This window comes from Pseudomonas sp. 1L-B-1-E-C1 (genome assembly GCF_057291835.1).
In genome coordinates, this window is the sequence record NZ_JBXAWN010000014.1 from 1 (window position 1) to 25,217 (window position 25,217).

Genomic DNA, 25,217 nt, shown 5'->3' on the forward strand with positions numbered 1-25,217 from the left:
TGAACCTCAAGGAGTTTTCCGTTTCGACTGCGCCGGAAGTGGGGCGAATTATAGACCTCTGGAATCTGCCGTCAACCGTTAATTTCGCTTTTCTTCCAAATCAGCAAAAACCTCTTCTATATATAGACGCGCCCCCACCTTATGCGCAGTATATTGCCCACTCCCATAACAACAGTCTGCTTTTGCCTGGATGCCGCCCTGTAATGAATGAACAACCTCGCTCCCTAGCCTCCATGTTGTTTCCGGTAGGCCTGCTTATGATAGCCATGGCATCCATCCAGTCTGGCGCCTCCCTGGCCAAAAGCATGTTCCCGATTATCGGCGCACAAGGCACCACCACGCTGCGCCTGATCTTTGCCAGCCTGATCATGCTGCTATTGCTCCGGCCATGGCGCGCAAAGCTGACCGCCAAGTCTCTTCGTACCGTGATTGTCTATGGCATGGCATTGGGCGGGATGAACTTCCTCTTTTATATGTCTCTGCGCACGGTGCCGCTGGGCATCGCCGTTGCGCTGGAATTCACCGGCCCTTTGGCCGTAGCTATATATGCTTCTCGCCGCGCCATCGACTTTCTGTGGATCGCTCTCGCGGCTGCGGGCTTGCTGCTGCTGATACCCACCGGCGCAACTACCGTCGGCATTGACCTGGTCGGTGCAGGATACGCATTGGGCGCTGGCGTCTGCTGGGCGCTGTATATCTTGTTCGGACAGAAAGCCGGCGCCGACAACGGAGTGACTACGGCTGCGTTGGGCGTGATGATCGCCGCGTTGTTCGTAGCGCCGATCGGTATCGTCCATGCCGGCGCTGCGCTGCTTACACCCTCACTGATTCCCGTCGCTATCGGAGTCGCCATTCTGTCCACCGCCCTGCCCTACACCCTGGAAATGGTCGCTCTGACGCGAATGCCCGCGCGCACCTTCGGCACACTCATGAGTATCGAACCCGCGTTCGGCGCGCTATCGGGCCTGCTTTTTCTGCAGGAATACCTTTCATTGTCACAATGGCTGGCCATCCTGTGCATTATTCTGGCCTCCGTGGGCGCGACGATGACCATGGGCAGTGGAGCAAAGCCTGTTGTCGCAGCCGACTGAAGCGTAATGAAAAGTGGCTCTGGTAATTGGCGCTTATTTAGGCCATGTTTAGCTTCGTAACCCATCGCCAGGCATGGATTTTTTCGCAAAGGGACGGCACAACGCTGCAAACGCGAGCGAATACAGGCAGACCCGAGCACAAGACTCGCGGCCGCTATTAAGGATGGTAATGAAACGAATTTTGCTATTGATCGCCCTGCTGGCGATCGCAAGTTGCGCAGCGACCTCGGAAACCCAGGTCAAGCGCGGCAAGAAGGGGCTGCATATCAACTGTTCCGGGCTTTCATCCTCATGGGACAAGTGCTACACCAGCGCCGCCAACTCCTGCGCTCCCAAGGGATACAAGGTGATCGCCAAATCCGGGGATGCCGTGGAAGAGCCTGGCGATTACCCATTCGGCTTGAACCCGGCCGGTTATACCAGCCGCAGCATGATCGTCATCTGCAAATAACTACTCGGCTCGCGGGGAAGCGAGCTGACGGGTGATTTGCTCATGGCTCGAGCGCAATACCGTACGCTGCACGTCCGGTGTTGCCAGCATCCGCGCGACCACCAACGCGCCAACGCATTGCGAAAGCACCGACCAGGCCAGGCTTTCACTTTCCAGTATCTGCGCCCAGCCTTGTTGGAGACGACAGATCCATTCTTCAGCCTGCTCACGCACCTGCACATCGGCACGCGCGATCTCTGCACCCAATGTCGGCAGCGCGCAGCCGGACTCGGGTTGCTCGACGTGGGCCATGCTCAGGTACTGCTTCAGACAACGCTCCAGCCGCTGCCGATCTGCACCGCCCTGCCCACCAAGACGCTCAAGACTTTCACTCAACTCTCGCTCGACGATGGCAGCAAACAACCCATCCTTTGAGGAAAAGTGGCTGTAGAACGCTGCGCCACTCAAACCAATAGCCTTCATCAGACCATCCACGCCCACCGTGGAAAACCCCGATTTCTTTGCCGACAGCGCGCTGCTTTGCAGCAATCGTTCGCGGGTTTCCGATTTGTGTCCGGCTGAATAACGCATGTCCTCTCCTGAAATAGATCGCCTTGACGCTGGCCGAATCCTAGCATAACGTTCGTTAACTAAACGATCGTTAACCTAAAGGGATTCACCCATGAATAACAAGAAGGTCGTGCTGGTTGTCGGGGCCGGCGATGCCACTGGCGGGGCGATTGCCAAGCGCTTTGCCCGTGAAGGGTTGATTGCCTGCGTGACCCGGCGCAGCGCCGACAAATTGCAGCCCCTGGTTGACGCGATTATCGCTGAGGGCGGTGAGGCTCATGGGTTTGCCTGCGATGCGCGCAAGGAAGAAGACGTCATCGCTCTGATCGAAGACATCGAAACCCGCGTCGGGCCGATCGAGGCCTTTGTCTTTAACATCGGCGCCAACGTGCCGTGCAGCATTCTCGAAGAAACCGCGCGCAAGTATTTCAAGATCTGGGAGATGGCCTGCTTCTCCGGCTTTCTCAATGCCCGTGAAGTGGCCAAGCGCATGGTGACTCGGCAGCGCGGCACGATTCTGTTCACCGGTGCCACCGCCGGGCTGCGCGGCGCTTCCGGATTCGCCGCTTTCGCTGGAGCCAAACACGGTATCCGCGCACTGGCCCAAAGCATGGCCAGGGAACTGGGCCCGATGAACATCCATGTTGCCCATGTCGTAGTGGACGGTGCGATCGACACGGACTTCATCCGCAACAGCTTTCCCGAAAAATACGCGACCAAGGATCAGGACGGCATTCTCGATCCAGAGCACATCGCTGAAAACTACTGGTATTTGCACAGCCAGCCACGGGATGCATGGACGTTCGAGCTGGATCTGCGACCATGGAACGAACGCTGGTAAGCCCTTACTCATTACAACAATAAGAGTGCAACTTGATCATGAAGAAAACAGTGGAGTTTTACTTCGACCTCGGCAGCCCCACCACCTATCTGGCATACACGCAGTTGCCGAAGATTTGCGCGCAAACCCGAAGCGACCTGATCTACATCCCGATGCTGTTGGGAGGCGTGTTCAAAGCCACTGGCAACGCTTCGCCGGCAGTGATTCCGGCCAAGGGTCGCTACATGTTCCAGGACCTTGATCGCTTCGCCAAACGCTATGGCGTCCAGCTCAGGTTCAACCCACACTTTCCGATCAATACACTGATGTTGATGCGTGCCGTTACTGGCGTGCAGTTGCATCAGCCGCAGCGTTTCCAGGATTTCGTCGATTGCCTGTTCAAGGCGCTTTGGGTGGAGGGTCATAACCTGAACGACCCCGAGACCATTGCAGCCGTGCTGGCAGAAAACGGCTTCGATACTCAGGAAATAATGGCGTTGACCAACGATGAAACAGTCAAGGCCGCACTTAAGCAAAACACCGAAGCCGCCATCAGGCGCGGCGTTTTCGGTGCTCCGAGCATGTTCATCGGCGATCAGCTCTTCTTCGGTCAGGATCGACTCGACTTCGTAGAAGAGGCATTGCGCCAGGATTGAAGCCAAGCCCAAGGCACCGCGAGCAGTGCCTTGGTTAAATCGATCAAATGGCCACAGTACGCTCGTTCAGCCAGCTCAGCGCCGGACCATCCAGCAATGGGCTCAGACGCTCACGCACTTCACTGTGATAAGCATTGAGCCATTGCTTCTCCTCCTGGGTCAGCAGGTCGGCAATCAGGCAACGGGTGTCGATCGGGCACAACGTCAGGGTTTCGAACTTGAGAAACTCGCCAAATTCGCTGCTGCCGGCCTCACGGTTCATCGCCAGGTTTTCGATGCGCACACCCCAACGGCCCGGGCGATAAGTGCCGGGTTCGATCGAAGTGATCATCCCCGGTTGCATGGCCGTCTGCGGCGCCGGCGCTGCCTGATAGGCAATCACCTGCGGACCTTCGTGAACGTTGAGAAAATAGCCCACCCCGTGACCGGTACCGTGACCGTAATCCACGTTGTCAGCCCAGATCGGCGCACGGGCGATGGCGTCGAGCAGCGGCGACAGAATGCCTTTCGGGAACCGTGCCCGCGACAGGGCAATCACGCCTTTCAACACACGCGTGCAATCCTGCTTCTGCTCTTGGGTCGGCGTACCCACCGGGACCATGCGGGTGATGTCTGTAGTACCGCCGAGGTATTGGCCACCGGAGTCGATGAGCAACAGACCATCACCCTCGATCACAGCATGCTCTTCTTCGGTAGCGTGATAGTGCGGCATCGCGCCGTTGGCGTTGAACGCGGCAATGGTGTTGAAACTCAACGACACATAATCGGGGCGACGTTCGCGAGCGGCAGTGAGTTTCTCGTCAATGGTCAGCTCGGTGATGCGCTCGCGACCCCACGCCGATTCCAGCCAGGCGAAGAATTCGCACAATGCCGCGCCATCCTGCTCCATCGCTTTACGGATGTGCTGAGCATCGGCTTCGCTTTTCTGCGATTTGAACAGCGTGGTCGGGTTCAAGCCTTCGACCAGTTTCACGCCACTGTCCAGGTGATCCAGCAAACCTGTGGTCACTCGCGCCGGATCGACCAGCAGGCTCGCACCGCTCGGCACAGTACGCAACGCATCGGCCACTTCGCTGTAGTCACGCAGCGTCACGCCGTCCTGCTCGAGCACGGCGCGCAGATCGGCATCGACCTTGCTCAGCGCCACAAATAGCGTGGCCTGCTGTTGATTGATCAAAGCAAACGAAACAAACACTGGATTGAACGAAACATCACCGCCGCGCAGGTTGAACAGCCAGGCGATGTCATCCAGGGTGGCGATGAAATGCCAATCGGCACCACGTTCTTGCAAGGTCTCGCGCAGTTTCGCCAGTTTCTCGCCACGGCTGATAGTCGCTTGCGGCGGCAGATGCTGATAGATCGGCGCGTTCGGCAGGCTTGGGCGATCACGCCAGACTTCCTGCAACAAGTCGATATCGGTGCGCAAACGCGCGCCGCGTGCTTCGAGCTTGCTACCCAGTGTGCGCGCCGAAGCCACCGCCATTACTGCACCATCCACTGCAACCACGCCGCCCTCGGGGGTTTGCTCGGCGAGCCATTCCAGCGGGCTCGGCTGCCCCGGTTGCAGCTTGACCAGTTCGATGCCGCTGCCGTCGAGCTCTTTGGTCGCCTGTTCCCAGTAACGACTGTCGGCCCATACACCCGCGAAATCGGCAGTGACAATCAGCGTACCGACCGAACCGTGGAAACCCGACAGCCATTGCCGGCCCTGCCAGTAACCCGGCAAATATTCCGACAGATGCGGGTCGGCGGACGGCACCAGCAGCGCATGGATGCCTTCGCGGCGCATCAGTTCACGGGTATGCGCCAGGCGCTGAGGCACCGATCCTTCGGTCAAGGTGTGGGAACTCATCATGTCTCCTGCTAATCGCGTCATCGTTATTGTTAGTAGCCTTCTCGGCCATGGAAAGCGTCGGCTGTTTAAAGCCCTGTCGCCCAGAATGCCGGGGCACTGGCGCAGGCGGTTCTGATCAGTTCGACGGCCTTGTCGACATCCGCGACGGTGGTAAACCGCCCGAGGCTCAGGCGAATGGTGCGCCCCGCCAGCCGCTCATCATGCCCGAGCGCGAGCAGCACGTGGGACGGCGCATTGCTCGCGGAATTACACGCCGACGTCGCGGAAAACGCGATCGAATGGCTCAACGCAGCACTGTTGAACTCGCCCTCGCTGAAGGTCAGGCTCAGGGTGTGCGGAATACGTTGCGAGGCACTGCCATTGAGGCGCACACCCGGCAGACTCAAAAGCTGTTCGAGCAAACGCTCGCGCAAAGCGACGATGGATTTTTTCTCTTCATCGAATGCGTCGGCGGCCAGAGCGAATGCCGCACCCATGCCGGCAATCTGATGAGTCGCCAGGGTTCCTGAGCGCAACCCACCTTCGTGACCGCCGCCATGGATCTGCGCCTGCAAGCGTTGCTGCGCGTGCGGGCCGACATACAAGGCGCCAATGCCCTTGGGGCCATAGAGTTTGTGTGCGGAAAACGACATCAGATCGACCGGCCAGCGGCTCAGATCGATCGCGACTTTGCCGGCGCCCTGCGCAGCATCGACATGAAACAGCGCCTGCCGACTACGCACCACTTCGCCAATCGCCTCGACATCGTTGACCGTGCCCAGCTCGTTATTCACCAGCATCAGCGACACCAGAAACGTGTCGTCGCGCATGGCTTCGCTGACTGCTTGCGGCGTGATCAAGCCTTCGGCGTCTGGCACCAGATAAGTCACAGCAATGCCCGAATCCTGCAATTGCCGGGCGGTGTCGAGAATGGCCTTGTGTTCGATCTGGCTGGTAATCATGTGGCCGCCAGAAACGCCACGGGCCTGGGCGACGCCTTTGAGGGCGAGGTTGTTCGACTCGGTGGCACCGGAGGTCCAGACGATCTGCTCAGGCTGCGCGCCGACCAGATCGGCGACCCGCCGGCGCGCCTGCTCGACCGTCTGCCGGGCCTGCTGGCCGAAGGCATGGGAGCTGGAAGCCGGGTTACCGAAGTTACCGTGAAAACCCAGACATTCGGTCATCACCCTGATGACCCGCTCGTCCACCGGGGTGGTGGCGGCGTAATCGAAATACAACGGACGTGTGTTCATAAAGGACTCGCAGAGCGTGTTCCGGGATCAGGAGGCTCGTGTCTGCAAACGACGATGCACAGCCTCGTGAGCTGTGCATGGGTTCGAGAGCGTCATCAATACCTGATCGGATGCCGTTAAAGAAGTAGGGCTTCATTTAAAAGTGCGTAGGAACGCTCCTGAAACCGAGCTTAACAGGCATCGGGCCGGCGGTTGAAGCAATGCGTCAGTGAAAGCTTTCGAGAAGTAACGGATACAGCGAGATCACGAGCAACGCCGCCATGCCCCAATTGAACACGCGCAACCAGCGCGGATCCTTGAGCACATTGCGCAACAGCGTGCCGCACGCTGCCCACAGGCCAACACTTGGGAGGTTGATGATGGCGAATACCGCCGCGATGACCACGACGTTGTAGAAATAGCCCTGCATCGGCGTATACGTGCTGATGGCGCCGATGGCCATGATCCACGCCTTGGGATTGACCCACTGAAACGCCGCGGCGCCCAGATAGCTGATCGGTTTCGCTTCGCCGTCGGCACCGTCGCCGACCGGGCCGGAGTGGGCAATCTTCCACGCCAGGTACAGCAAATAGGCGGCGCCGACATAACGCAGCACCGTATAAAGAATCGGGTAGGCCTGAAACACCGCACCAAGGCCGAAGCCCACCGCCACCACCAACAGAAAAAACCCGCAACTGATGCCGAGCATGTGCGGAATGGTGCGGTTGAAGCCGAAATTCACTCCGGAAGCCAACAACATGGTGTTGTTCGGCCCCGGTGTGATCGAGGTGACAAGAGCAAACAGGGCAAAGCCCAACAGCAGATCAAGCGAGAGGTTCATCGAGGCAGTCCATCCAGGGTCATTCAGGTGTTGACCCTATCCCACGCCGCCCGGCAAACCCACGGACAGTTAGGGAAAACTTCAAGCAGTACAGTTTGCTTTCAGCTAGGACGTCCGTGCAGCTGTATGGCACGTTCGGCGCTCATTTCACCCTGCTGGTCGAAACCGAAAGTCTTCTGCGGCTGGCCGAGCAATTGGGCTTTTTTCGCGTGGTATTCGTCGAACGACAGGCCGCTGCGGTTCAGCGCTTCCAGTGCCAATTCGCGGGATTCTTCAGCGGTGTAAGGGCGCAGCTCCGGCGAAACATGGCTGGCACAGCCGGCGAGTACGGAAACAGCGAGCATCAGCGAAACAGTCAGTAAACGATTCATGGGAGCGTCCTGGCGAGCAATGTGGGGTCGATGGAGAAAGGCTACGCCCGGGCACGCTCGCGCAGAAATCAACGCTCTCAATAGTGGCTATCAGGTTTGCACTAATACGGGCTAACCCGGCAGACGGCAATGCAGCGCATCGTCGTGGCTGCGGGCAATGCTGCTGTGGACCTGGAACGAATTGAACGTCACGGTTTTCGCCCGATGAGTGCGGATCAGTTGCCAGAAATCCTGCTCACCGTTTTCGAAACTGTGAAACGCCGCCTCCCCCGCCTCGCGGCTTTGCCATTGCAGAAAGCTCAACACACGGCGGCCGTCGTCGCTGGCCTGCACGCTGGCGCTAAGAAAGCCGTCGTGCCGCTGAGCCAGACGCTCGGTCTGCGTCGCCAGTGCCGAGACCAGCGCCGCTTGCTGACGGGGTTCGATTTCGAATTCGATCAATTGGGTAAAGCTGCGATTGCTCATGGAAAGCCCCCACTCATCTTGAAGCGAGCCTTGCGACCCGAAGAGCTGCAGGGTAAAACCTCTAGTTAAGTCAAGGTCAAGAGCATTTTCTCCATGATCAGCAAAGACCAGGTGCATAAACCTCTTACCGTCGGCGAAGTTGCCGCGCGCAGTGGCGTCGCGGTCACGGCGCTGCATTTTTACGAAGCCAAAGGTTTGATCAAGAGCGAACGCAATGCCGGCAATCAGCGCCGCTATCCGCGCTCCGTGTTGCGCCGGGTGGCATTGATCAAAGTCGCGCAACGGCTGGGGATACCGCTGGCGGAGATCGGCGAAGCGCTGAAGATCCTGCCGCAGGATCGCGCGCCGTCGGCGGCGGACTGGAAAATGCTGTCTGAACAGTGGCAGCGCGAGCTCGACGAACGGATCAGACAACTGACGCTGATGCGCGATCAGCTCACCGGGTGCATCGGCTGCGGCTGTCTGTCCATGGAGGCGTGTCCATTGCGCAATAAGGGTGACGTGCTAGGTGACCGAGGCCCAGGCCCGCACTTTCGCGATGCGTGATGCGCGCTGCTCGTCGGCAGAAAACCTGCGCTGCGAGGACGGTTCTATAGTGATTGCTCCGGACAAATCCGGAGCAACCCCATCTGTTGAAAACAAAAACAGGGAGAACGTCATGAGCGTCAAACCCATTCCTGAGGGGTATCACAGCATTACCCCGTATCTCGGCATCCAACAGGCCGCCGAGGCCATCGATTTCTACAAGAAAGCCTTCAATGCCAGCGAAGTCATGCGTCTGACCATGCCCGACGGCAACATCGGCCATGCCGAACTACGTATCGGCGACAGCGCGATCATGCTCGGCACGCCTTGCGATCAAGGGCCGTTGAGCAATCCGCAGCAGGCGGTCTCGATCGGTCTGCACCTGTATGTCACCGATGTCGATCAATCCTTTCGACAAGCGCTGGATGCCGGTGCGAAAAGTGTCTCCGAGGTCAAAGACCAGTTTTACGGTGATCGTAGCGGCACGTTGAGAGATCCGTTCGGCCATTTATGGTTTCTCGCCACCCACAAGGAAGACCTGAGCGAAGAGCAGATTCGCCAGCGAGCGATGGAAATGTTCAACCAAAACTGAGGACTTGTTGCCCGGACCGACCGCCAAAACGCACTGCCGATGTAATTGCGAAACATTTGCTTTCATATCCGCTTTCGGGATTTTCTTCGCTCATACGTCTTATAGGAATGCAGGCCGTTCGCGTAGGCAAAAGCCACGAACGGCCTCCCGGGGAGTTCCGTGCTGCGAAGCCCGTAGCCCGGCCCCTTCCACCGCTATCAAGACGCGCAATCATGTCGAAGAAATCCCGTTCCAAACTGTGGTTCCTGGTGCATAGCTGGCTGGCGTTGCCGATCTGGTTCTTTGTACTGATCGTCTGTGTCACCGGTACGCTGGCGGTGGTCAGCCAGGAAATCGTCTGGCTGGCCAATCCGCAAATGCGCGCCAGTCAGCCGTCGGACGACGCGCCGCGACTGAGCTACGACCAGATTCTTGCCGCGATCAAACAAGCCGAGCCGCAAACCCTGGTGCAGAGCATCAACCGCCCGGACGAGTCGCACTTTGCCCTCGACGTCGAAGTCAGCTACCCCGACGGGCGTTCGTTGACGGTCTATGTCAATCCGTACACTGGCGTCATCCAGGGCACCGCACCGGCCTTCGACTTCAAGGCGTTTACCCGCGCCCTGCACGGCTGGTGGCTGGTGCCGTTCACCAACGGCTACAGCTGGGGCTGGTATCTGGTGTCATTGCTCGGCGTGCCGATGCTGGTTTCGCTGATTACCGGGCTGGTGGTCTACAAGCGCTTCTGGAAAGGTTTTCTGCGCCCAACCCTGCGCGTACGCCATGGCGCGCGGATCTTCTGGGGCGACTTCCACCGCCTGTGCGGCATCTGGTCGATCTGGTTCATTGCGGTGATTTCCATCACCGGCATCTGGTTCCTGATCAAGGCATTCCTGTTCGATAACCAGATTTCCATTTCCAGCGAGCCGATCATTCCGGCGATGTCCCGCGAAAGTGTGCCGATCTCCACCGCCGGCACTCCGCCACCGCGGATCAGCCTGGACCGCGCCATCGAAATCGCCCAGCAGAAAATTCCGGGGCTGGAAGCCAGTTACGTCAACCTGCCGGGCAATGCCTACTCGCACATGAGCGTCAGCGGCCGTGGCTGGTATCCGCTGATGTACCAGACTGCGACGCTCAATCCGTACAACGGCGAAATGGCTTCCTCACGCTTGCTGTCCGACCGCTCCTCGCTGGAATTTGTCACCGAATCCATGCGCCCGCTGCACACCGGCGACTTCGGCGGTATCTGGATCAAATTGATCTGGTTCTTCTTCGGTCTGTTGCTGAGCATGATGATCCTCAGCGGCCTGCTGATCTGGACCAAGCGTACCGCGCTGGCGACCGCCAATGCGCTGAAACGCGAGGACAAGAAAAACCGCGTCAAGGCACAACCAGCGTTGAGCCGTGAACCTTCGGAGGCCAGCCTGTGAACAAAGCCATCTCGGTCACACCGCCGTCTCGCCTGTCGCGTTTCTGGCACAAGTGGCGCTTCCACATCAATGTTTTGCTGTTGCTGATCCCGCTGGGCTTCATGCCGAAATACTTCGCCGACGCCTCGCTGTTTCGCGGCGACAGTGGCCTGGGCCAACGGGAAATCGGCACCGTTCAGGTCGGCCCGTGGAGTCTGCGTCTGGCTGAGCTGCGCGAAGAGGCGCCGCACCTGAGCGGCCCGGCCGGCTATATGAAGGATTTCACTGCTGCCGTCTGCGATACCTGCGTCGAACAGGTGAAGGCCACTTACCTGCGCATCGGCAAACCGCGCAGTCTGCGCGCCGCCGGCACCATCTTCTTCGGCACCCCGTATCGCATGGGCACGCAGATGCCGATCCCGGCAAAGACCAAACCTGACGCCGAGCTGTGGGTCACCATGGAAGGCTGGGACGGCAGCATGCACCAGGCCGCGATACCCCTGAGCCAAGCCTCCCCTGCCACGGTTGCGTGGCTGAACAAACAAGGAGCCAAACCATGACTCGCTCGCCCCTCCACCCCCGCTTGCTGGCAAGTGCCGCGCTGCTGGTGCTGAGCGCCGGTTTCAGTGCCGGCGCCCTGGCGCACAACCCGATGTGCGAATGCAAAGCCATCGATGCCGAACAGATCAAATGCACCGGCGGTTTCTCCGATGGCAGCGGCGCGCCGGGGGTGACGCTCGACGTGATCGGCTACGACGAAACCATTCTGGTGCCGGGCAAACTGGGTGATGACTCGACCCTGACGTTCAAGAAACCCGGCAGCGAGTTCTATGTGCTGTTCGACGCCGGCCCCGGCCATGTTGTGGAAATCGACCAGGCGGATATCGAAGCCCCATGAGTAGCCCGACAACTCAAGTGGTACGCCCGGCCGGCGCCGGCCATGAAACCCTCAATGTGCTGCTGTTGTGCCTGCTGATCCTCGCGGTCGCCGGTTCGGTGGTGGCGTGGCGCGGGGTTTCCCATGAGCCGGAGCCCGTCGCGAGCAACCAGTACGACGCCCGCCGCGACCTCAGCGCCGCCGAGCAAGGCATCTATGCCGACCTGCGGGTGACCCTCGACGAAATCCGCTTGCTGCGCGAAGAGCAAAAAGCCCTGCCGACCCCACAGGTGCTGGCCGAAGAGGGTTTCGCGCCGTTCGCACAGGATGCCAGTTCGGTCAGCCGTGGCGGTCATGCATGGCAAATGCTCGCCGACCGCGCCTACTTCGGTCGCAGCGCCACGCCTGATGTCGCCGGGTCATTTCTCATGCGTGTCGGTGCCGATGCCAACGCTGCGCCGGACATCTGGCTGAACCGCAGCGCCGACCTCGTGCCTGCGGAGGATCTGTCCGATGCCGCGCTGTCCGCCGCTGGCTGGAAACAGATCGTCGCGCAATTCGATGCCGGGGTTACCCGCGAACATCGCCATTGATTCCTCGCCTTTATCCGAGAGAAGACTGCTTGCCCATGTCCATTTCATCTCCTCGCCGTCCATTGTTACGCCTGTTTCTCCTCGGCCTGTGCGCCTGCCTGCTGAGCCCGCTGGCCAACGCCGAACAGGGCAAACGCCTGCGCATCGGCATCACCCTGCATCCGTATTACAGCTATGTCGCCAACATCGTCGGCGACAAGGCCGAAGTGGTGCCGCTGATTCCCGCCGGCTTCAATCCGCACGCCTACGAGCCACGAGCTGAAGACATCAAGCGCATCAGCGGTCTGGACGTGATCGTGCTCAACGGGGTCGGCCATGACGACTTCGCCGACCGGATGATCGCCGCCAGCGAAACGCCCAACGTCAAAACCATCGAAGCCAACGAGAACGTGCCGCTGCTGGCGGCCACCGGTGTCGCGGCGCGCGGTGCCGGCAAGGTGGTCAACCCGCACACGTTCCTGTCGATCAGTGCCTCCATTGCCCAGGTCAACAACATCGCCCGCGAACTGGGCAAGATCGACCCGGACAACGCCAAGACCTACACCCAGAATGCCCGCGCCTACGGCAAACGCCTGCGGCAGATGCGCGCCGACGCTTTGGCCAAACTGACCCAGGCACCGAACGCAGAACTGCGCGTGGCCACGGTGCATGCGGCTTACGACTATCTGTTGCGTGAATTCGGTCTGGAAGTGACGGCCGTGGTCGAGCCCGCCCACGGCATCGAGCCAAGTCCAAGTCAGCTGAAAAAGACTATCGATCAATTGCGCGAGCTCGACGTGAAAGTAATCTTCTCGGAGATGGATTTCCCCTCCAGCTACGTTGATACCATCCAGCGCGAATCCGGGGTGAAGCTGTACCCGCTGTCGCACATTTCCTACGGCGAATACACCGCCGACAAGTACGAAAAGGAAATGACCGGCAACCTCAACACCGTAGTTCGGGCGATTCAGGAGTCGGGGGCATGACGTCGAAAGAAACCCTGATCGCCGATCACGCTGAACCCCCTGTGGGAGCGAGCCTGCTCGCGAAGGCGCCGGATCAGGCGACATCTTCGCTGAATGACGCACCGCATTCGCGAGCAAGCTCGCTCCCACAGGGGAGAAATGGGCCGGCGCTGGAGTTTGCGGAAGTCAGCCTGACGCTGGGGCGTACGACGATTCTCGACAAGGTCAGCTTTCAGGTGCAGCCCGGCAGCGTGCACGCGCTGGTCGGCCCCAACGGCGGTGGCAAGAGTTCGCTGATCAAGACGCTGCTGGGGCAGATGCCGCATCAGGGCCAGCTCAGCCTGCACTGGCCCGGCGAGCCCGGCACCATTGGTTACGTGCCGCAAGCGCTGGAGTTCGATCGCGGGTTGCCGATGACCGTCGACGATTTCATGGCCGCCATGTGTCAGCGCCGTCCGGCCTTTCTCGGCTTGAGCAAGCATTACGCCGGCGCCATCGGCGAGGCGCTGGCACGGGTCGGCATGCAGGACAAGCGCAAGCGGCGCATGGGCGCGCTGTCCGGTGGTGAGCGTCAGCGGGTATTGCTCGCGCAGGGCTTGATCCCGGCGCCGCAATTGCTGGTGCTCGACGAGCCGATGTCAGCGCTCGATGAGGCCGGGATTCAGGTGTTCGAACGTCTGCTAAATGACTGGCGCGCGGCGGGCATCACCGTGTTGTGGATCGAACATGATCTGGAAGCAGTCGGGCGACTGGCCGATCGGGTGACCGGCCTCAACCGTCGCGTGCTGTTCGACGCCACGCCGCAACAGGCACTGACGCCGGAACGTCTGCTGACGCTGTTTTCCACCCATCCACGGAGCGCGGTCTGATGAGTTACGAAGCCTTTCGTTTGATGGTCCAGGGTTGGGCATCTTCGGGTTATCTACCGGAAGCGCTGGCCTACGGATTTGTGGTCAACGCCCTGCTCGCCGGTCTGCTGATCGGCCCGGTGCTCGGTGGGCTCGGCACGCTGGTGGTGGTCAAGCGCTTCGCGTTCTTCTCCGAAGCGGTCGGCCATGCCGCACTGACCGGCGTGGCCATCGGCATTCTGCTCGGCGAACCCTACACCGGCCCGTACGGCAGCCTGTTCGGCTACTGCCTGCTGTTCGGCATCCTGCTCAATTACCTGCGCAACCGCACCGGGCTGGCACCGGACACGCTGATCGGCGTGTTCCTCTCGGTGTCGCTGGCGCTGGGCGCGAGCCTGCTGCTGATCCTCGCCGGCAAGATCAACGTGCACATTCTGGAAAACGTGCTGTTCGGTTCGGTACTGACGGTCAACGGCAATGATCTGGCGGTGCTGGCGATCGTCGGGTCGTTGGTCATGGCCCTCGCCCTGCCGCTGTACAACCGCATCATGCTCGCCAGTTTCAATCCGCAACTGGCGGCGGTGCGTGGCGTAGCGGTAAAGACCCTGGATTACCTGTTCGTGATCCTGGTGACCTTGATCACCGTCGCGGCGGTAAAAGTCATCGGTGCAATTCTGGTCGGCGCCTTGCTGGTGATTCCGGCGGCGGCGGCGCGCTTGCTCAGCCAGTCGCTCAAAGGATTTTTCTGGTGTTCTGTGCTGATCGCTACCGTCAGCACGCTGTGCGGGATTCTTGCGCCGATCGTGTTCGACCTGCCGATTCCATCCGGCGCCGCGATCATTCTGGTCGCCGGCATCGCTTTCGCCCTCGCCGCCATCGCGCGCGGTGTTGTCCCCAGCCTGAAAGGGAACCTTGGATAAATGGCTTTTTCATTGCGAAACCTGACTCTGGCCATGGCCCTGTGTGGCGTGGTCTGCACGCCGTTGATGGCTGCTGAAAGTGCAAAACCCTTGCGCGTTCTGGCCTCGTTGCCGATCACCTATGGACTGGGCGAAGCATTGCTCAAAGGCACGGACGTCAAGCTCGAACGCGCGGCCCCGGCCAACCTGCCCGGTAGCCGCCAGACTGCGTATTTCACCGGCCGAGGCGCTCCGGCCCTGAGCAAACTGGCCACTGACGCGGACGCGGTGATCGGTTTGCGTTCGCTGTGGGCCGATGATCCGCTGTACCCGATCGCTCGGCGCAGCAACATTCGTATCGTCGAAGTCGACGCTGCCCGCCCGGTCGACGGCGCCCTGCCCGGCATCGCTGTGCAGCCGGGCGTGCAGGTTGATGGCCTGAACAGTCAGCCATGGCTGGCGAGCAACAACATGGGGCGCATGGCGGATGTGATGGCAGCGGACCTGGTGCGCCTGGCACCGAGCGCCAAGCCTGCGATCGAAGCCAATCTGGCGGCGTTGAAACAGCGTCTGCTGAAACTCAGCGCGGACACCGAAGCGCGTCTCGCCGAGACGGATAATCTGAGTGTGATGAGCCTGAGCGATCACTTCGGCTATCTGATTGGCAGCCTCAACCTTGAACTGGCTGGACAGGATGCGCGTCCTGATGCCGAGTGGACGCCTGAAGCACTGAAGAAGCTGACCGCAACACTCAAGGACAACGACGTAGCGGTGGTGCTGCACCATCGCCAGCCAGCGGAGCCGGTGAAAGCGGCGATTGCCGAATCCGGCAGCCGACTCGTGGTGTTGAGTACTGATGCGGCGGATCCGCTGGCGGAGCTGGAGGGCAATGTGGATCTGTTGCTCAAGGGGCTGAGCGGAGCGTAGCTTCAAACAAGACCGCGTTATCGTTCTTCGCGAGCAGGCTCGCTCCCACATTGGCAATGCGTTCGCTGTGGGAGCGAGCCTGCTCGCGAAGAGGCCAGCACTGACAGCGCCACTCTCCAGACATGAAAAAACCCGCTGACCATCACTGGTCCAGCGGGTTTTTTCTGCCCGGTCGCTTATTGCGCCGCGACTTGTGCATCCATCTTCTGGCGCAGGCTCAACGGGCGCATGTCGGTCCAGACTTCTTCGATGTAGGCCAGGCATTCCTTTTTCAGGCCGCTCTTGCCTACGGTGCGCCAGCCTTCCGGTATGGCTTTGTAATCGGGCCAGATCGAGTATTGCTCTTCGTGGTTGACCACGACCTGAAAGAGGATGTCCTCGCGGTCGAATACTGACGTCATGCTGGTTCTCCATCGTTGTAAGGTCGGCTGCACAATGAATGCAGCCGGGGTATGTAGAAAGAACGTTCGCCGCGCGGAAAAATTTACAGCGCGGCGGTGGCAGCGGCCAATGCGCGACCGAAGATCTCGGCCACCCGATCGATTTCCGCTGCGGTGATCACCAGCGGCGGCAGGAAGCGCACCACTGCGCCATGGCGGCCGCCCAACTCCAGAATCAGGCCACGCTTGAGGCATTCACGCTGAACCAGCGGCGCCAGACGGGCAAATGCCGGCGGATGACCGAGCGCATCAGGTGCGCCGTTCGGATCGACCAGTTCGACGCCGAGCATCAGGCCACGCCCACGGATGTCGCCCAGCTGCGGGAAGTCGCGCTGCAGAATGCGCAGATGCTCGCTGAGTCGATCCCCCATGGCGGCGGCGTGTTCGCAGACCTTGTGCTCAAGCAGATAACGCATCACCGCTGAACCTGCGGCCATGGCCATCTGATTGCCACGGAACGTGCCGGCATGGGCGCCCGGTTGCCAGGTGTCGAGCCAGTCGCGGTAAACCACCACTGCCAAGGGCAGGCTGCCGCCGATGGCTTTGGACAACACCACCACATCCGGAACGATGCCCGCATGCTCAAAGGCAAACATCTTGCCGGTACGGGCGAAACCGCTCTGGATCTCATCGACGATCAGCGCGACACCGGCCTTCTCGGTGATCCGGCGCAAACCACGCAACCATTCGATATCAGCCGGAATCACCCCGCCTTCGCCTTGCACCGCCTCGACAATCACCGCTGCCGGCAGCTGCACGCCCGCCTCGGGATCGTTGAGCAGGTTTTCCAGATAACTCAGATTGGCGTTGACGCCCGCCGTGCCGCCGAGGCCGAACGGGCAACGGTAGTCGTAGGGGAACGGCATGAATTGCACGCTATTGCTGAGCAAGGCACCCAGTGGTTTTTTTGGTCCCAGGCTGCCCATCAGGCTCAACGCGCCCTGACTCATGCCGTGATAGCCGCCGGAAAAGGACAGGACCGTGCTGCGGCCAGTGGCGGTGCGCACCAGTTTCAGTGCTGCCTCCACGGCGTCGGTGCCGGTCGGGCCGCAGAACTGGATTTTCGCCTGCGCCGCCAGTTCCGTCGGCAGCAAGCCGAACAGATCCTGGACGAATTGATCTTTGACCGGCGTGGTCAGGTCTAGGGTGTGCAGCGGCAACTCATCGGCCAGCACTTTGTGGATTGCCTCGATCACTACCGGGTGGTTATGCCCCAGCGCGAGCGTGCCGGCCCCGGCCAGGCAGTCGATGAATGTGCGCCCCTCGACATCCTCGACATACAGGCCCTTGGCACGCTTGAGCGCCAGCGGAATGCGCCGCGGATAGCTGCGCGCATTGGACTCCTGCCGACTTTGGCGCGCCAGTAACGGTGATTCGTGGAAATCGTACAACGTCTCCGCTGGCGCCGAGGCGACCCGGGCCGACGACTCTTCGATAAGGCTGGTGGCGACTGACATCTCTCGACCCCTCAATTCGCTATGGATAGTGACCAAAACAGCACACCGACAGATGCGCGTTCCGGTCGCGGGGCGCACTTGCAGGTTTTCCTGTTCTGGAAACGCTTCAGCGCGGTGCGGATTTACACCCTTGATCGAGTTGTAAGGCTGGTGAGGCCAAAGGTTTGTGCAGCGGCACGGTCTGCAAGCCATTGGAGATGGCAGTTGGCGCGGCTTGTTGATAACCCAGATGCCGATAGAACGCCTCGGCGGTGTGGGTGCTATTGAGATGAACACTCTGTACACCGCGAACCCGCAACCAGCCCTCGAGATCCTGCATCAGCGCCCGGCCAACGCCGCGACGAAAGGATTCCGGCTGCACGTAGCACAGGGGAATGTCGCCGCAGGCCTGGGCCATGCCGACACCGACCGGTTTCTCTTCAAACAAAGCGACACAGAGGTAAAAGTGCGGGTCGGCGAGCCGCCTACTGATGAAATCGACGCAGGACTGGCTGACCCAGTCGCTGACAATCGACGAATTGTTGCGGTGATCTAGTGCACATCCGACGCGGACCGAACGCTCGATAATGCGGCTGATGATGCCAGCGTCGGCCAATCGGGCCGGACGAATGCAGATGGGTGCTTCCATGGCGCAGTTCCCTCAATCCATTGAGTCAAAGCTGCGTTGACCTTAGCCCCGGCGCTGCCGGATAGCGAATGTCGAGAAGTTACATTTCATGTGCCCGAACTCAGAGCCCCGTAGGAGCCGCCGAAGGCTGCGATCTTTGATTTTGTTTCAAGATAAAGGTCAAGATCAAAAGATCGCAGCCTTCGGCAGCTCCTACACAGGGTTATTGTGCGGCTTGCAACGGCATGGTCAGTTCGACCCGCAAGCCATCCGGGCGGCTGTCGAAATGCAGGGCACAATCACAGCGCTGAACGATTGCCTGAACAATCGCCAGACCCAGCCCGCAACCGGTGCTCTGACCGTTGCGCCAGAAGCGTTGAGTCAGATACTGCAAGTCTTCCGGCGCAATGCCCGGACCATGGTCGCGCACGACAAAACGCACGCGATTGCCGATGTTTTCCAGGTTGACCTCGACCGCGCAATCTTCAGGCGTATGGCGCAGGGCGTTGTCGAGCAGGTTGCGCAGCGCAGCAATTGCCAGCGCCGCGGGCATTTGCAATGGTGCGGCGGACAAATCGGCCGGCACATGCAGTTTGATCCGCAGCCGTTCACCGCCGGTGGCGTCCTGGATCGCCAGTCTGGCCACTTGCTCGGCGCTGCATTGCGAGCCGTCATCGAACGACAGACTGCCTTCGACCCGCGCCAGCAACAGCAACTGTTCAAGGGTGCGGTGCAGGCGATCGGCACCCTCCTCGGCCCGGGCCAGCGATTGATCGCGAGCAGTGCCGTCGGTCATGCGCGCGACTTGCAAGTGGGTCTTGATCGCCGTCAGCGGACTGCGCAGTTCATGCGCGGCATCGCCGGTCAGGCGGCGCTCACGTTCGATGGTCTTGCCGATGCGCTGGAACAACTGATTCTGGGTTTCCAGCAACGGCTTCAGTTCGCTGGGAAACGCCTGCAATTGCAAAGGCTCAAGAGAGTCGGCATTACGCCGCATCAGCGCTTCGCGCAGACGATTGAGCGGCGCCAGACCCTGGCCGATACCCAGCCACAAGAGGCACAGGCAGCCAAGCAACGCCACACCCACCGGCACCGAAGCGGCGAGCAGAATCGACATGTTCAAGGCTTCGCGCTCGATCTGCCGGTCTGCCGTAGTGATGCGCACATCGCCGCGGGCCAGAGTGAAACTGCGCCACGGTGCGCCGTCGATCATCTGATCGTGAAAGCCCATTTTCTCCGCTTCCAGCGCTTGTTCGGGATTGTTGTGGCTACGGGCAAGAATTTCCCCGCGCAAAGAGCTGACCTGACAGGCCATGCCGCCGGGGATATTCAGTTGTTCGGCGCTGAAGTGGGTGCCTTCGCCTTTGCTCGGCAGGGTCGGCAATTGCTCGAGCAAACCGGCGACCATGCGCGCCGAAGCGACCAGGCGCTGGTCGAGGGAAAACATCATCTGATTGCGCAGATCGCTGAGCATCCACGCCGCCGCCAGCGCCCAGATCAGCGCGAAGGCGGCGCCGAGCGTCAGGCTCAGGCGCAGGCGCAGACTCATCACTTGCCCTGCTCCCCGCCATCGGCAGGCCCGAGGCGATAGCCCAGACCGCGCACGGTCTCGACAATGCCTTTGCCGAGCTTGCTGCGCAGATGATGGATATGCACGTTCAGTGCGTTGCTTTCCAGCTCATCGTTGAAACCATAGACGCTGTCTTTCAGTTGCTCGGTGGACAGCACCCGGCCACGATTGTGTAGCAGCGCCTGCAGCAGCGACTGCTCGCGGCGCGACAAGTCCACCGGTTGTCCGGCCAGGCGGGTTTCCCGGCTGCTCGGGTCGTAGGTGAGCGCGCCGTGCTCGATCAGATTGACACTGCGCCCGGCCACTCGGCGCAACAAGGTTTGCAGGCGGGCGAACAGTTCGCGCAGGTCGAATGGCTTGAGCAGATAATCGTCGGCGCCGGCCTGCAAACCGTCGACACGATCCGTCACAGAATCGCGAGCGGTGAGGATCAGCACCGGAATCTCCAGGCCGCTCTGGCGCAATTGCTGGAGCAACTTGAGGCCATCTTCGTCCGGCAGCCCGAGATCGAGCACCATCACGTCGAACTCGGCCACCTTGAGCATCGCCCGCGCTTTCGACGCCGTGTTGACGTGCTCGACGGTCAGGCCCTGAGCCGTGAGCCCGGCAACGATGCCGCTGGCGATCAGCTCATCGTCTTCGCAAACCAGTACGTGCATGGTGAATCCCACAGGAAAAAAGCGGATTAGGCGGTTGGCCGATTAAGCTGACATTATGGCGCCGAACGTCACTGCGACAAGGGTATCGCGGTTAATCATCGGTTAATCGCCGCTGCCCATTGTGCACCTCAATTGCACAGGGACAAGGCTCCTCCATGCGTCATTTTTTTCTTCTGTTTGCTTTACTGATTTCCGGCCTGGCCCAGGCCGGAAACAATCCGTTCGAGTCCAAGCCGGACTTTTTACCCGTCGACCAGGCATTCGTACTCACCTCCGAGCGTCTGGAGTCGGGCGAAACCCAGCTGTTCTGGCAGATCAGCGACGGCTATTACCTGTATCAGAAACGCTTGAAGTTCGACGGACTGGCCGCCGATCAGCAGCCAGTGTTGCCTGAAGGCGAATCCCATAGCGACGAGTTCTTCGGCGAGCAGCCGGTGTATCGCCAAGGCCTGGAAGTGAAAATCCCGGCGACGGCCAGCGGGCAGATCAAGGTCAGTTACCAGGGCTGCGCCGATGCCGGCCTGTGTTATCCACCGCAAACCCGGGTGATTGACCTGGGCGGCAAAGCCGCAGCGACAACTGGCGGGGAAGCGCCCGATCAGGCCTTGGCCAGCAGCTTGCAACAACGGGCGCTGGGCTGGAGCCTGTTGGTGTTCTTCGGCCTCGGCCTGCTGTTGGCGTTTACCCCGTGCTCACTGCCAATGCTGCCGATTCTGGCCGGGATGATTGTCGGCAGTGGTGCCACCCCTCGGCGCGGTTTTGCCTTGGCCAGCAGCTATGTGATCTGCATGGCGCTGGTGTACGCAGCGATGGGCGTTATCGCCGCGCTGCTCGGTGCGAACCTGCAGGCGTGGTTGCAGAATCCCTGGCTGCTCGGTGCGTTTGCGGCGATTTTCGTGGTGCTGGCATTGCCGATGTTCGGCTTCTTCGAGCTGCAGCTGCCGGTGGCGCTGCGTGATCGACTTGAACACGCTTCACGCAGCCGCAGCGGCGGCAGTCTGATCGGCGCCGGCGTGCTGGGCGCATTGTCCGGTCTGCTGGTCGGGCCGTGCATGACCGCGCCACTGGCCGGTGCGCTGCTGTACATCGCGCAAAGCGGTAATGCGTTGCACGGCGGTCTGATTCTGTTTGCGCTGGGCATCGGCATCGGTGTGCCGCTGTTGCTGCTGGTCACCGTGGGCAACCGATTCCTGCCGAAACCCGGGGCGTGGATGAATCTGCTCAAGGGCATATTCGGCTTCCTCTTTCTCGCAACCGCATTGTTGATGCTGCGTCCGGTACTGGACCCGTCGGTGTGGCTGGGCCTGTGTGGCGCGCTGCTGCTGATTGCGGCTTACAGCGCCTGGAAACAGTCGGAAGGTTTTGGCCGCGTCGCGCAGATGTTTGGCGCTCTGTCCCTGTTGCTCGGTTTGTGGGGCAGCTTGCTGGTGATCGGTGCGGCGGGCGGCAGCGATGATCCGTATCAGCCATTGCAGGTATACAGCGCCGGCCGGGTCGCCAGTGCCGCACCAAGCGGTCATGACGCTTTCACCACCATCAAGGAACCGGCCGCCCTGCAACGTGAACTCGACGCGGCCAAGGCTCAAGGCCAGTGGGTACTGCTCGATTACTACGCTGACTGGTGCGTGTCGTGCAAAGTCATGGAGAAGAAGGTATTCGGAGAGGCCAAGGTCATGCAGGCCCTGAGCGACGTGCGCCTGCTGCGCCTGGATGTGACCGCCGACAATGCCGCCAGCCGCGAGCTGCTCAGTCGCTATAAGGTGCCGGGGCCGCCGACGTTCATCTGGATCGGCGCTGACGGTGAAGAACGCCGCAGCCAGCGCATCACCGGTGAGGTGGATGCCGACGCGTTCCTGCAACGCTGGTCCACTACCCGAGACGCCAACTGATGCTGACGTTCACCCTCGGCACCTTCGCCATCGCGCTCAATCACTTGCTGCTGATCAGTGCTTTGGCACTGGCGACGTTTGTCGGCTGGCGAGTGGCCAAGCGCGGCGGCGATAACCCCGAGTCGGCGCTGTTCAGCCTGTTTTTGCTGGGCATGCTCGCGGCGCGCATTGCGTTTGTCGCGCTGTACTGGTCGCACTATCGCAATGACCTGTGGCAGATCATCGATCTGCGCGACGGTGGTTTTCTCGCCTGGCCCGGGGTGATCGTTCTGCTGCTGGCGGCGTTGTATCGTGGCTGGCGTCGTCCCGGTTTACGTCGCCCGCTGGGCTTCGGCGTGGTCAGTGGTGTGATGTTCTGGCTGCTCGCCACTCTGTCGCTGAACATCTACGAACAAGGCACGCGCCTGCCGGACATTTCCCTGCGCAATGCCGCCGGGCAAACCATCAAGCTCAGTGACTATCAGGGCGGGCCATTGGTGATCAACCTTTGGGCGACCTGGTGCCCACCGTGCCGGCGGGAAATGCCGGTGCTGGAAAACGCCCAGCAACAGCGCCCCGATCTGACGTTCCTGTTCGTCAATCAGGCCGAAAGCATGCAAAGCGTCGCCACGTTCCTGGAAACCCAGGGCCTGAGCCTGAACAACGTGCTGTTCGACCGCAGCGGCCGTCTCGGTCAGGCCGTGGGTTCCATGGCGCTACCGACTACGCTGTTCTATAGCCCGGACGGTCGCTTGCTGACCAGTCACCTCGGTGAACTGTCGAACGCCAGCCTCGCCCGCGCCCTGGAAACCTTCGACACTTCACCTTCAAGCCCGAATCAGGCCGTTGCCCCGGCCAACTCTGCAAGGAAACTGCCATGCCCCGCCTCCGCCACCTGCTGACGCTGACCCTGGGCACTGCCCTGCTGCACTTGCCGTCGGTGCAGGCCGCTGAAGAACTGCCCGCGGCGATCAAGAAGATCGAAGCCAAGGGCGCGAAAATCGTCGGCCAGTTCGACGCCCCCGATGGCCTGCGCGGGTACGCCGCGCAGTACCAGAATCGCGGCATGGCGCTGTACCTGACCCCGGACGGCAAACACGTCGTGGTGGGCAATCTGTACGACGCCGACGGCAAGGACCTGAGCAGCGAACCACTGCAAAAACTGGTGTACGCGCCGATGTCCAAGGAAGTCTGGGCCAAGTTCGAGGCGAGCAACTGGATTCAGGACGGCAACAAGGATGCACCGCGCACGGTGTACCTGTTCAGCGACCCGAACTGCCCTTACTGCAACATGTTCTGGGAACAGGCGCGGCCATGGGTCAAGGCCGGCAAAGTGCAGCTGCGCCACATCATGGTCGGCATCATTCGTGAAGACAGCCCGGGCAAATCAGCCGCGCTGCTGGCGGCGAAAGACCCGGCCAAAGCCCTCGAAGATCACGAAAAGGCCGGCAAGGGCAGCGCGCTCAAGGCCTTGAAAGACATCCCGGTCGCCGTGCAGGGCAAACTGGCGGCGAACATGCAATTGATGGAAGACCTGGAACTGCAGGCCACCCCGGCGATTTTCTACCTGGATGACAAAGGCGAACTGCAACAACAGCAAGGCGCGCCCTCGCCGGACAAGTTGGTGAAGATTCTCGGGCCTAAGTAGTGTTTTCACTGCTTGGACCGGCCCTTTCGCGAGCAGGCTCGCTCCCACAGTTGACTGCATTCCCTCAGCCAGAATGCGATTAACTGTGGGAGCGAGCCTGCTCGCGAATGAAGCTCACTCGGTCTAGCGGTTGCGCTCGGCCAGAAACGCTAACAGCGCCTCAGTGACGAATTCGGGATTCTCCAGATTGGAGATATGCCCCGCCTCCGGCACCAGCACACATGGGCAACCAATCAATTCAGCCATTTCCCGGGCTTCCGAGGGTGGTCGTGGTTTGTCCTGATCGCCGCATAGCACCAGTGACGTCGCCGCGTTCAGCTCGCCCAGGCGTGGCAACAGGTCGTCGCGGGCAAAGGTGATGCGCCCCATCGGTACGATGCTTTCGCGCAAGCGCTCGGGCGAATAACTCTGCAGTTTTGCGCGGAAGTCCTGATACAGCGGCGACTGCGGGTCGATGCCCGGGCGGAAGAAGATCGGCACGACAATGTCCAGCAGTTGCTCGGAGATGGTGCCGCTGTCTTCGATCTGCTTGAACAGCGAGAAGTAATATTGCCGGGTCGGTTCCGGCTCGACGCCGACGTAGGTATCCATCAGCACCAGACCGTTGAGACGTTGCGGCGCGGACAGTGCCAGGCGCGTGCCCCACATGCCGCCGACCGATAGCCCGACGAGGGTGACGCGGTCGATGTCCAGATGATCGAGCAGGGCCTGCGCCTGACGGGCGATGTCATCCAGCGATGTGGTGCCTTCAGGTAACTTGCCGGACTCGCCATGCCCCCACAGATCCAGGGCAATGACGCGATAGTGCGGGGTCAGCGCGGCGATCTGCGGCGCCCACATCGCTTGATCCCAGAGATAACTGCCAGCGAGCAACACGGCCGGGCCGGTGCCTTGATCCATGTAGTGCAGCGCTTGTCCGTCAACCGTGAAAAAGGGCATCGACCACCTCCGGGAGAAAAAACAGAACCGGCAGACTGAGCTGCCGGTTGTTGATCGTCAAGGGTGGAAATGTACAGAAGCCATTCGCGAGCAGGCTCGCTCCCACAGGGGATTTATGAACGC

Annotated in this window: 29 protein-coding genes; 17 read left to right on the forward strand and 12 right to left on the reverse strand. The window is 60.7% G+C overall.

The features are described from left to right. Positions 1-203 precede the first annotated feature (203 nt). On the forward strand, positions 204-1,091 hold the full coding sequence (gene rhtA / locus AC0Z4S_RS22590) for a threonine/homoserine exporter RhtA (protein ID WP_485624770.1): 888 nt from the start codon (positions 204-206) through the stop codon (positions 1,089-1,091). Between the two features lie 169 nt (positions 1,092-1,260). Continuing rightward, the gene (locus tag AC0Z4S_RS22595) at positions 1,261-1,542 is read left to right on the forward strand and encodes a hypothetical protein (protein ID WP_039759777.1); all 282 of its coding nucleotides are present in this window, start codon (positions 1,261-1,263) and stop codon (positions 1,540-1,542) included. On the opposite strand, the gene AC0Z4S_RS22600 is transcribed toward AC0Z4S_RS22595, so the two are convergent. After that, the gene (locus AC0Z4S_RS22600) at positions 1,543-2,112 is read right to left on the reverse strand and encodes a TetR/AcrR family transcriptional regulator (RefSeq protein ID WP_253503881.1); all 570 of its coding nucleotides are present in this window, start codon (positions 2,110-2,112) and stop codon (positions 1,543-1,545) included. 91 nt (positions 2,113-2,203) lie between these two features. Here AC0Z4S_RS22600 and AC0Z4S_RS22605 point away from each other — a divergent pair, with 91 nt between their 5' ends. Further along, positions 2,204-2,932 carry an SDR family oxidoreductase gene (locus AC0Z4S_RS22605; RefSeq protein WP_485624665.1) on the forward strand — a complete coding sequence of 243 codons (729 nt, stop codon included), beginning with the start codon at positions 2,204-2,206 and terminating at the stop codon, positions 2,930-2,932. Between the two features lie 38 nt (positions 2,933-2,970). Further along, a complete protein-coding gene (locus AC0Z4S_RS22610; RefSeq protein ID WP_485624666.1) occupies positions 2,971-3,567 on the forward strand; it encodes a 2-hydroxychromene-2-carboxylate isomerase in 597 nt (198 codons plus the stop codon). 43 nt (positions 3,568-3,610) lie between these two features. Here AC0Z4S_RS22610 and AC0Z4S_RS22615 read toward each other — a convergent pair whose 3' ends face one another. The 5 genes from AC0Z4S_RS22615 to AC0Z4S_RS22635 form a co-directional block, all read right to left on the reverse strand. Further along, positions 3,611-5,419, reverse strand: coding sequence for an aminopeptidase P family protein (locus AC0Z4S_RS22615; RefSeq protein WP_485624667.1), 1,809 nt, complete (start codon positions 5,417-5,419; stop codon positions 3,611-3,613). A 68-nt stretch (positions 5,420-5,487) separates the two neighbouring features. After that, positions 5,488-6,654: an aminotransferase class V-fold PLP-dependent enzyme gene (locus AC0Z4S_RS22620; protein ID WP_485624668.1), complete on the reverse strand. Its 1,167-nt coding sequence runs from the start codon at positions 6,652-6,654 to the stop codon at positions 5,488-5,490. A gap of 205 nt (positions 6,655-6,859) precedes the next feature. Beyond that, positions 6,860-7,474 carry a LysE family translocator gene (locus AC0Z4S_RS22625; RefSeq protein ID WP_123419086.1) on the reverse strand — a complete coding sequence of 205 codons (615 nt, stop codon included), beginning with the start codon at positions 7,472-7,474 and terminating at the stop codon, positions 6,860-6,862. Between the two features lie 101 nt (positions 7,475-7,575). Then, positions 7,576-7,845: a hypothetical protein gene (locus tag AC0Z4S_RS22630; RefSeq protein ID WP_056788593.1), complete on the reverse strand. Its 270-nt coding sequence runs from the start codon at positions 7,843-7,845 to the stop codon at positions 7,576-7,578. A 111-nt stretch (positions 7,846-7,956) separates the two neighbouring features. After that, positions 7,957-8,310, reverse strand: coding sequence for an antibiotic biosynthesis monooxygenase (locus AC0Z4S_RS22635; protein WP_485624669.1), 354 nt, complete (start codon positions 8,308-8,310; stop codon positions 7,957-7,959). Positions 8,311-8,403: 93 nt separating this feature from the next. On the opposite strand from AC0Z4S_RS22635, the gene soxR reads away from it, so the two are divergent. From soxR to AC0Z4S_RS22685, 10 genes are all read left to right on the forward strand, one after another. Continuing rightward, a complete protein-coding gene (gene soxR, locus AC0Z4S_RS22640; RefSeq protein WP_281923462.1) occupies positions 8,404-8,856 on the forward strand; it encodes a redox-sensitive transcriptional activator SoxR in 453 nt (150 codons plus the stop codon). A gap of 112 nt (positions 8,857-8,968) precedes the next feature. Then, positions 8,969-9,427: a VOC family protein gene (locus AC0Z4S_RS22645; RefSeq protein ID WP_485624670.1), complete on the forward strand. Its 459-nt coding sequence runs from the start codon at positions 8,969-8,971 to the stop codon at positions 9,425-9,427. A gap of 212 nt (positions 9,428-9,639) precedes the next feature. Next, positions 9,640-10,839 (forward strand): PepSY-associated TM helix domain-containing protein, encoded by a 1,200-nt coding sequence (locus tag AC0Z4S_RS22650; protein WP_485624671.1) that lies wholly within the window; start codon positions 9,640-9,642, stop codon positions 10,837-10,839. Then, positions 10,836-11,378: a thiamine pyrophosphate-binding protein gene (locus AC0Z4S_RS22655; RefSeq protein ID WP_485624672.1), complete on the forward strand. Its 543-nt coding sequence runs from the start codon at positions 10,836-10,838 to the stop codon at positions 11,376-11,378. Before AC0Z4S_RS22650 ends, AC0Z4S_RS22655 begins: the two co-directional genes overlap by 4 nt. Then, the gene (locus AC0Z4S_RS22660) at positions 11,375-11,716 is read left to right on the forward strand and encodes a hypothetical protein (RefSeq protein WP_485624673.1); all 342 of its coding nucleotides are present in this window, start codon (positions 11,375-11,377) and stop codon (positions 11,714-11,716) included. Before AC0Z4S_RS22655 ends, AC0Z4S_RS22660 begins: the two co-directional genes overlap by 4 nt. Next, positions 11,713-12,288, forward strand: a complete 576-nt coding sequence (locus tag AC0Z4S_RS22665; protein WP_485624674.1) for a DUF6162 family protein — start codon at positions 11,713-11,715, stop codon at positions 12,286-12,288. Before AC0Z4S_RS22660 ends, AC0Z4S_RS22665 begins: the two co-directional genes overlap by 4 nt. A gap of 35 nt (positions 12,289-12,323) precedes the next feature. Continuing rightward, entirely contained in the window at positions 12,324-13,253 is a 930-nt protein-coding gene (locus AC0Z4S_RS22670; protein WP_042607829.1) for a metal ABC transporter substrate-binding protein, read from the forward strand. Beyond that, positions 13,250-14,101 carry a metal ABC transporter ATP-binding protein gene (locus AC0Z4S_RS22675; protein WP_485624675.1) on the forward strand — a complete coding sequence of 284 codons (852 nt, stop codon included), beginning with the start codon at positions 13,250-13,252 and terminating at the stop codon, positions 14,099-14,101. The genes AC0Z4S_RS22670 and AC0Z4S_RS22675 overlap by 4 nt, the downstream gene beginning before the upstream one ends. Further along, the gene (locus tag AC0Z4S_RS22680) at positions 14,101-15,000 is read left to right on the forward strand and encodes a metal ABC transporter permease (RefSeq protein ID WP_007917717.1); all 900 of its coding nucleotides are present in this window, start codon (positions 14,101-14,103) and stop codon (positions 14,998-15,000) included. The genes AC0Z4S_RS22675 and AC0Z4S_RS22680 overlap by 1 nt, the downstream gene beginning before the upstream one ends. Next, on the forward strand, positions 15,001-15,906 hold the full coding sequence (locus AC0Z4S_RS22685) for a metal ABC transporter substrate-binding protein (RefSeq protein ID WP_485624676.1): 906 nt from the start codon (positions 15,001-15,003) through the stop codon (positions 15,904-15,906). It abuts the gene before it with no gap. Between the two features lie 176 nt (positions 15,907-16,082). Here the strand turns inward: AC0Z4S_RS22685 and AC0Z4S_RS22690 are convergent, their stop codons facing one another. The 5 genes from AC0Z4S_RS22690 to AC0Z4S_RS22710 all read right to left on the reverse strand — a co-directional run bounded on the left by AC0Z4S_RS22690 (position 16,083) and on the right by AC0Z4S_RS22710 (position 20,639). Next, complete coding sequence (locus AC0Z4S_RS22690; protein ID WP_485624677.1) at positions 16,083-16,307, reverse strand: MbtH family protein; 225 nt, start codon at positions 16,305-16,307, stop codon at positions 16,083-16,085. 83 nt (positions 16,308-16,390) lie between these two features. Beyond that, entirely contained in the window at positions 16,391-17,803 is a 1,413-nt protein-coding gene (locus AC0Z4S_RS22695) for a diaminobutyrate--2-oxoglutarate transaminase (RefSeq protein ID WP_485624678.1), read from the reverse strand. Between the two features lie 106 nt (positions 17,804-17,909). Continuing rightward, positions 17,910-18,431, reverse strand: coding sequence for a GNAT family N-acetyltransferase (locus tag AC0Z4S_RS22700; RefSeq protein ID WP_253503923.1), 522 nt, complete (start codon positions 18,429-18,431; stop codon positions 17,910-17,912). Between the two features lie 202 nt (positions 18,432-18,633). Next, positions 18,634-19,959 carry an ATP-binding protein gene (locus tag AC0Z4S_RS22705; RefSeq protein ID WP_485624679.1) on the reverse strand — a complete coding sequence of 442 codons (1,326 nt, stop codon included), beginning with the start codon at positions 19,957-19,959 and terminating at the stop codon, positions 18,634-18,636. After that, entirely contained in the window at positions 19,959-20,639 is a 681-nt protein-coding gene (locus AC0Z4S_RS22710) for a response regulator (protein ID WP_042607836.1), read from the reverse strand. The genes AC0Z4S_RS22705 and AC0Z4S_RS22710 overlap by 1 nt, the downstream gene beginning before the upstream one ends. A 155-nt stretch (positions 20,640-20,794) precedes the next feature. Here AC0Z4S_RS22710 and dsbD point away from each other — a divergent pair, with 155 nt between their 5' ends. Genes dsbD through dsbG form a run of 3 tightly spaced genes read left to right on the forward strand, consistent with a single transcriptional unit; the run spans position 20,795 to position 24,155 of the window. Next, on the forward strand, positions 20,795-22,528 hold the full coding sequence (gene dsbD / locus AC0Z4S_RS22715) for a protein-disulfide reductase DsbD (RefSeq protein WP_485624680.1): 1,734 nt from the start codon (positions 20,795-20,797) through the stop codon (positions 22,526-22,528). Continuing rightward, positions 22,528-23,409 (forward strand): TlpA family protein disulfide reductase, encoded by an 882-nt coding sequence (locus AC0Z4S_RS22720; protein ID WP_485624681.1) that lies wholly within the window; start codon positions 22,528-22,530, stop codon positions 23,407-23,409. The genes dsbD and AC0Z4S_RS22720 overlap by 1 nt, the downstream gene beginning before the upstream one ends. Beyond that, positions 23,385-24,155: a thiol:disulfide interchange protein DsbG gene (gene dsbG, locus AC0Z4S_RS22725; RefSeq protein WP_485624682.1), complete on the forward strand. Its 771-nt coding sequence runs from the start codon at positions 23,385-23,387 to the stop codon at positions 24,153-24,155. Before AC0Z4S_RS22720 ends, dsbG begins: the two co-directional genes overlap by 25 nt. 123 nt (positions 24,156-24,278) lie before the next feature. Here dsbG and AC0Z4S_RS22730 read toward each other — a convergent pair whose 3' ends face one another. Next, positions 24,279-25,094 carry an alpha/beta fold hydrolase gene (locus tag AC0Z4S_RS22730; protein WP_485624683.1) on the reverse strand — a complete coding sequence of 272 codons (816 nt, stop codon included), beginning with the start codon at positions 25,092-25,094 and terminating at the stop codon, positions 24,279-24,281. Positions 25,095-25,217 lie beyond the last annotated feature (123 nt).

Coding starts and splice junctions, on each gene's coding strand:
- rhtA (WP_485624770.1), top strand. CDS start 204: ATGAATGAACAACCTCGCTCCCTAGCCTCCATGTTGTTTCCGGTAGGC.
- AC0Z4S_RS22595 (WP_039759777.1), top strand. CDS start 1,261: ATGAAACGAATTTTGCTATTGATCGCCCTGCTGGCGATCGCAAGTTGC.
- AC0Z4S_RS22600 (WP_253503881.1), bottom strand. CDS start 2,112: ATGCGTTATTCAGCCGGACACAAATCGGAAACCCGCGAACGATTGCTG.
- AC0Z4S_RS22605 (WP_485624665.1), top strand. CDS start 2,204: ATGAATAACAAGAAGGTCGTGCTGGTTGTCGGGGCCGGCGATGCCACT.
- AC0Z4S_RS22610 (WP_485624666.1), top strand. CDS start 2,971: ATGAAGAAAACAGTGGAGTTTTACTTCGACCTCGGCAGCCCCACCACC.
- AC0Z4S_RS22615 (WP_485624667.1), bottom strand. CDS start 5,419: ATGAGTTCCCACACCTTGACCGAAGGATCGGTGCCTCAGCGCCTGGCG.
- AC0Z4S_RS22620 (WP_485624668.1), bottom strand. CDS start 6,654: ATGAACACACGTCCGTTGTATTTCGATTACGCCGCCACCACCCCGGTG.
- AC0Z4S_RS22625 (WP_123419086.1), bottom strand. CDS start 7,474: ATGAACCTCTCGCTTGATCTGCTGTTGGGCTTTGCCCTGTTTGCTCTT.
- AC0Z4S_RS22630 (WP_056788593.1), bottom strand. CDS start 7,845: ATGAATCGTTTACTGACTGTTTCGCTGATGCTCGCTGTTTCCGTACTC.
- AC0Z4S_RS22635 (WP_485624669.1), bottom strand. CDS start 8,310: ATGAGCAATCGCAGCTTTACCCAATTGATCGAATTCGAAATCGAACCC.
- soxR (WP_281923462.1), top strand. CDS start 8,404: ATGATCAGCAAAGACCAGGTGCATAAACCTCTTACCGTCGGCGAAGTT.
- AC0Z4S_RS22645 (WP_485624670.1), top strand. CDS start 8,969: ATGAGCGTCAAACCCATTCCTGAGGGGTATCACAGCATTACCCCGTAT.
- AC0Z4S_RS22650 (WP_485624671.1), top strand. CDS start 9,640: ATGTCGAAGAAATCCCGTTCCAAACTGTGGTTCCTGGTGCATAGCTGG.
- AC0Z4S_RS22660 (WP_485624673.1), top strand. CDS start 11,375: ATGACTCGCTCGCCCCTCCACCCCCGCTTGCTGGCAAGTGCCGCGCTG.
- AC0Z4S_RS22665 (WP_485624674.1), top strand. CDS start 11,713: ATGAGTAGCCCGACAACTCAAGTGGTACGCCCGGCCGGCGCCGGCCAT.
- AC0Z4S_RS22670 (WP_042607829.1), top strand. CDS start 12,324: ATGTCCATTTCATCTCCTCGCCGTCCATTGTTACGCCTGTTTCTCCTC.
- AC0Z4S_RS22675 (WP_485624675.1), top strand. CDS start 13,250: ATGACGTCGAAAGAAACCCTGATCGCCGATCACGCTGAACCCCCTGTG.
- AC0Z4S_RS22680 (WP_007917717.1), top strand. CDS start 14,101: ATGAGTTACGAAGCCTTTCGTTTGATGGTCCAGGGTTGGGCATCTTCG.
- AC0Z4S_RS22685 (WP_485624676.1), top strand. CDS start 15,001: ATGGCTTTTTCATTGCGAAACCTGACTCTGGCCATGGCCCTGTGTGGC.
- AC0Z4S_RS22690 (WP_485624677.1), bottom strand. CDS start 16,307: ATGACGTCAGTATTCGACCGCGAGGACATCCTCTTTCAGGTCGTGGTC.
- AC0Z4S_RS22695 (WP_485624678.1), bottom strand. CDS start 17,803: ATGTCAGTCGCCACCAGCCTTATCGAAGAGTCGTCGGCCCGGGTCGCC.
- AC0Z4S_RS22700 (WP_253503923.1), bottom strand. CDS start 18,431: ATGGAAGCACCCATCTGCATTCGTCCGGCCCGATTGGCCGACGCTGGC.
- AC0Z4S_RS22705 (WP_485624679.1), bottom strand. CDS start 19,959: ATGAGTCTGCGCCTGCGCCTGAGCCTGACGCTCGGCGCCGCCTTCGCG.
- AC0Z4S_RS22710 (WP_042607836.1), bottom strand. CDS start 20,639: ATGCACGTACTGGTTTGCGAAGACGATGAGCTGATCGCCAGCGGCATC.
- dsbD (WP_485624680.1), top strand. CDS start 20,795: ATGCGTCATTTTTTTCTTCTGTTTGCTTTACTGATTTCCGGCCTGGCC.
- AC0Z4S_RS22720 (WP_485624681.1), top strand. CDS start 22,528: ATGCTGACGTTCACCCTCGGCACCTTCGCCATCGCGCTCAATCACTTG.
- dsbG (WP_485624682.1), top strand. CDS start 23,385: ATGCCCCGCCTCCGCCACCTGCTGACGCTGACCCTGGGCACTGCCCTG.
- AC0Z4S_RS22730 (WP_485624683.1), bottom strand. CDS start 25,094: ATGCCCTTTTTCACGGTTGACGGACAAGCGCTGCACTACATGGATCAA.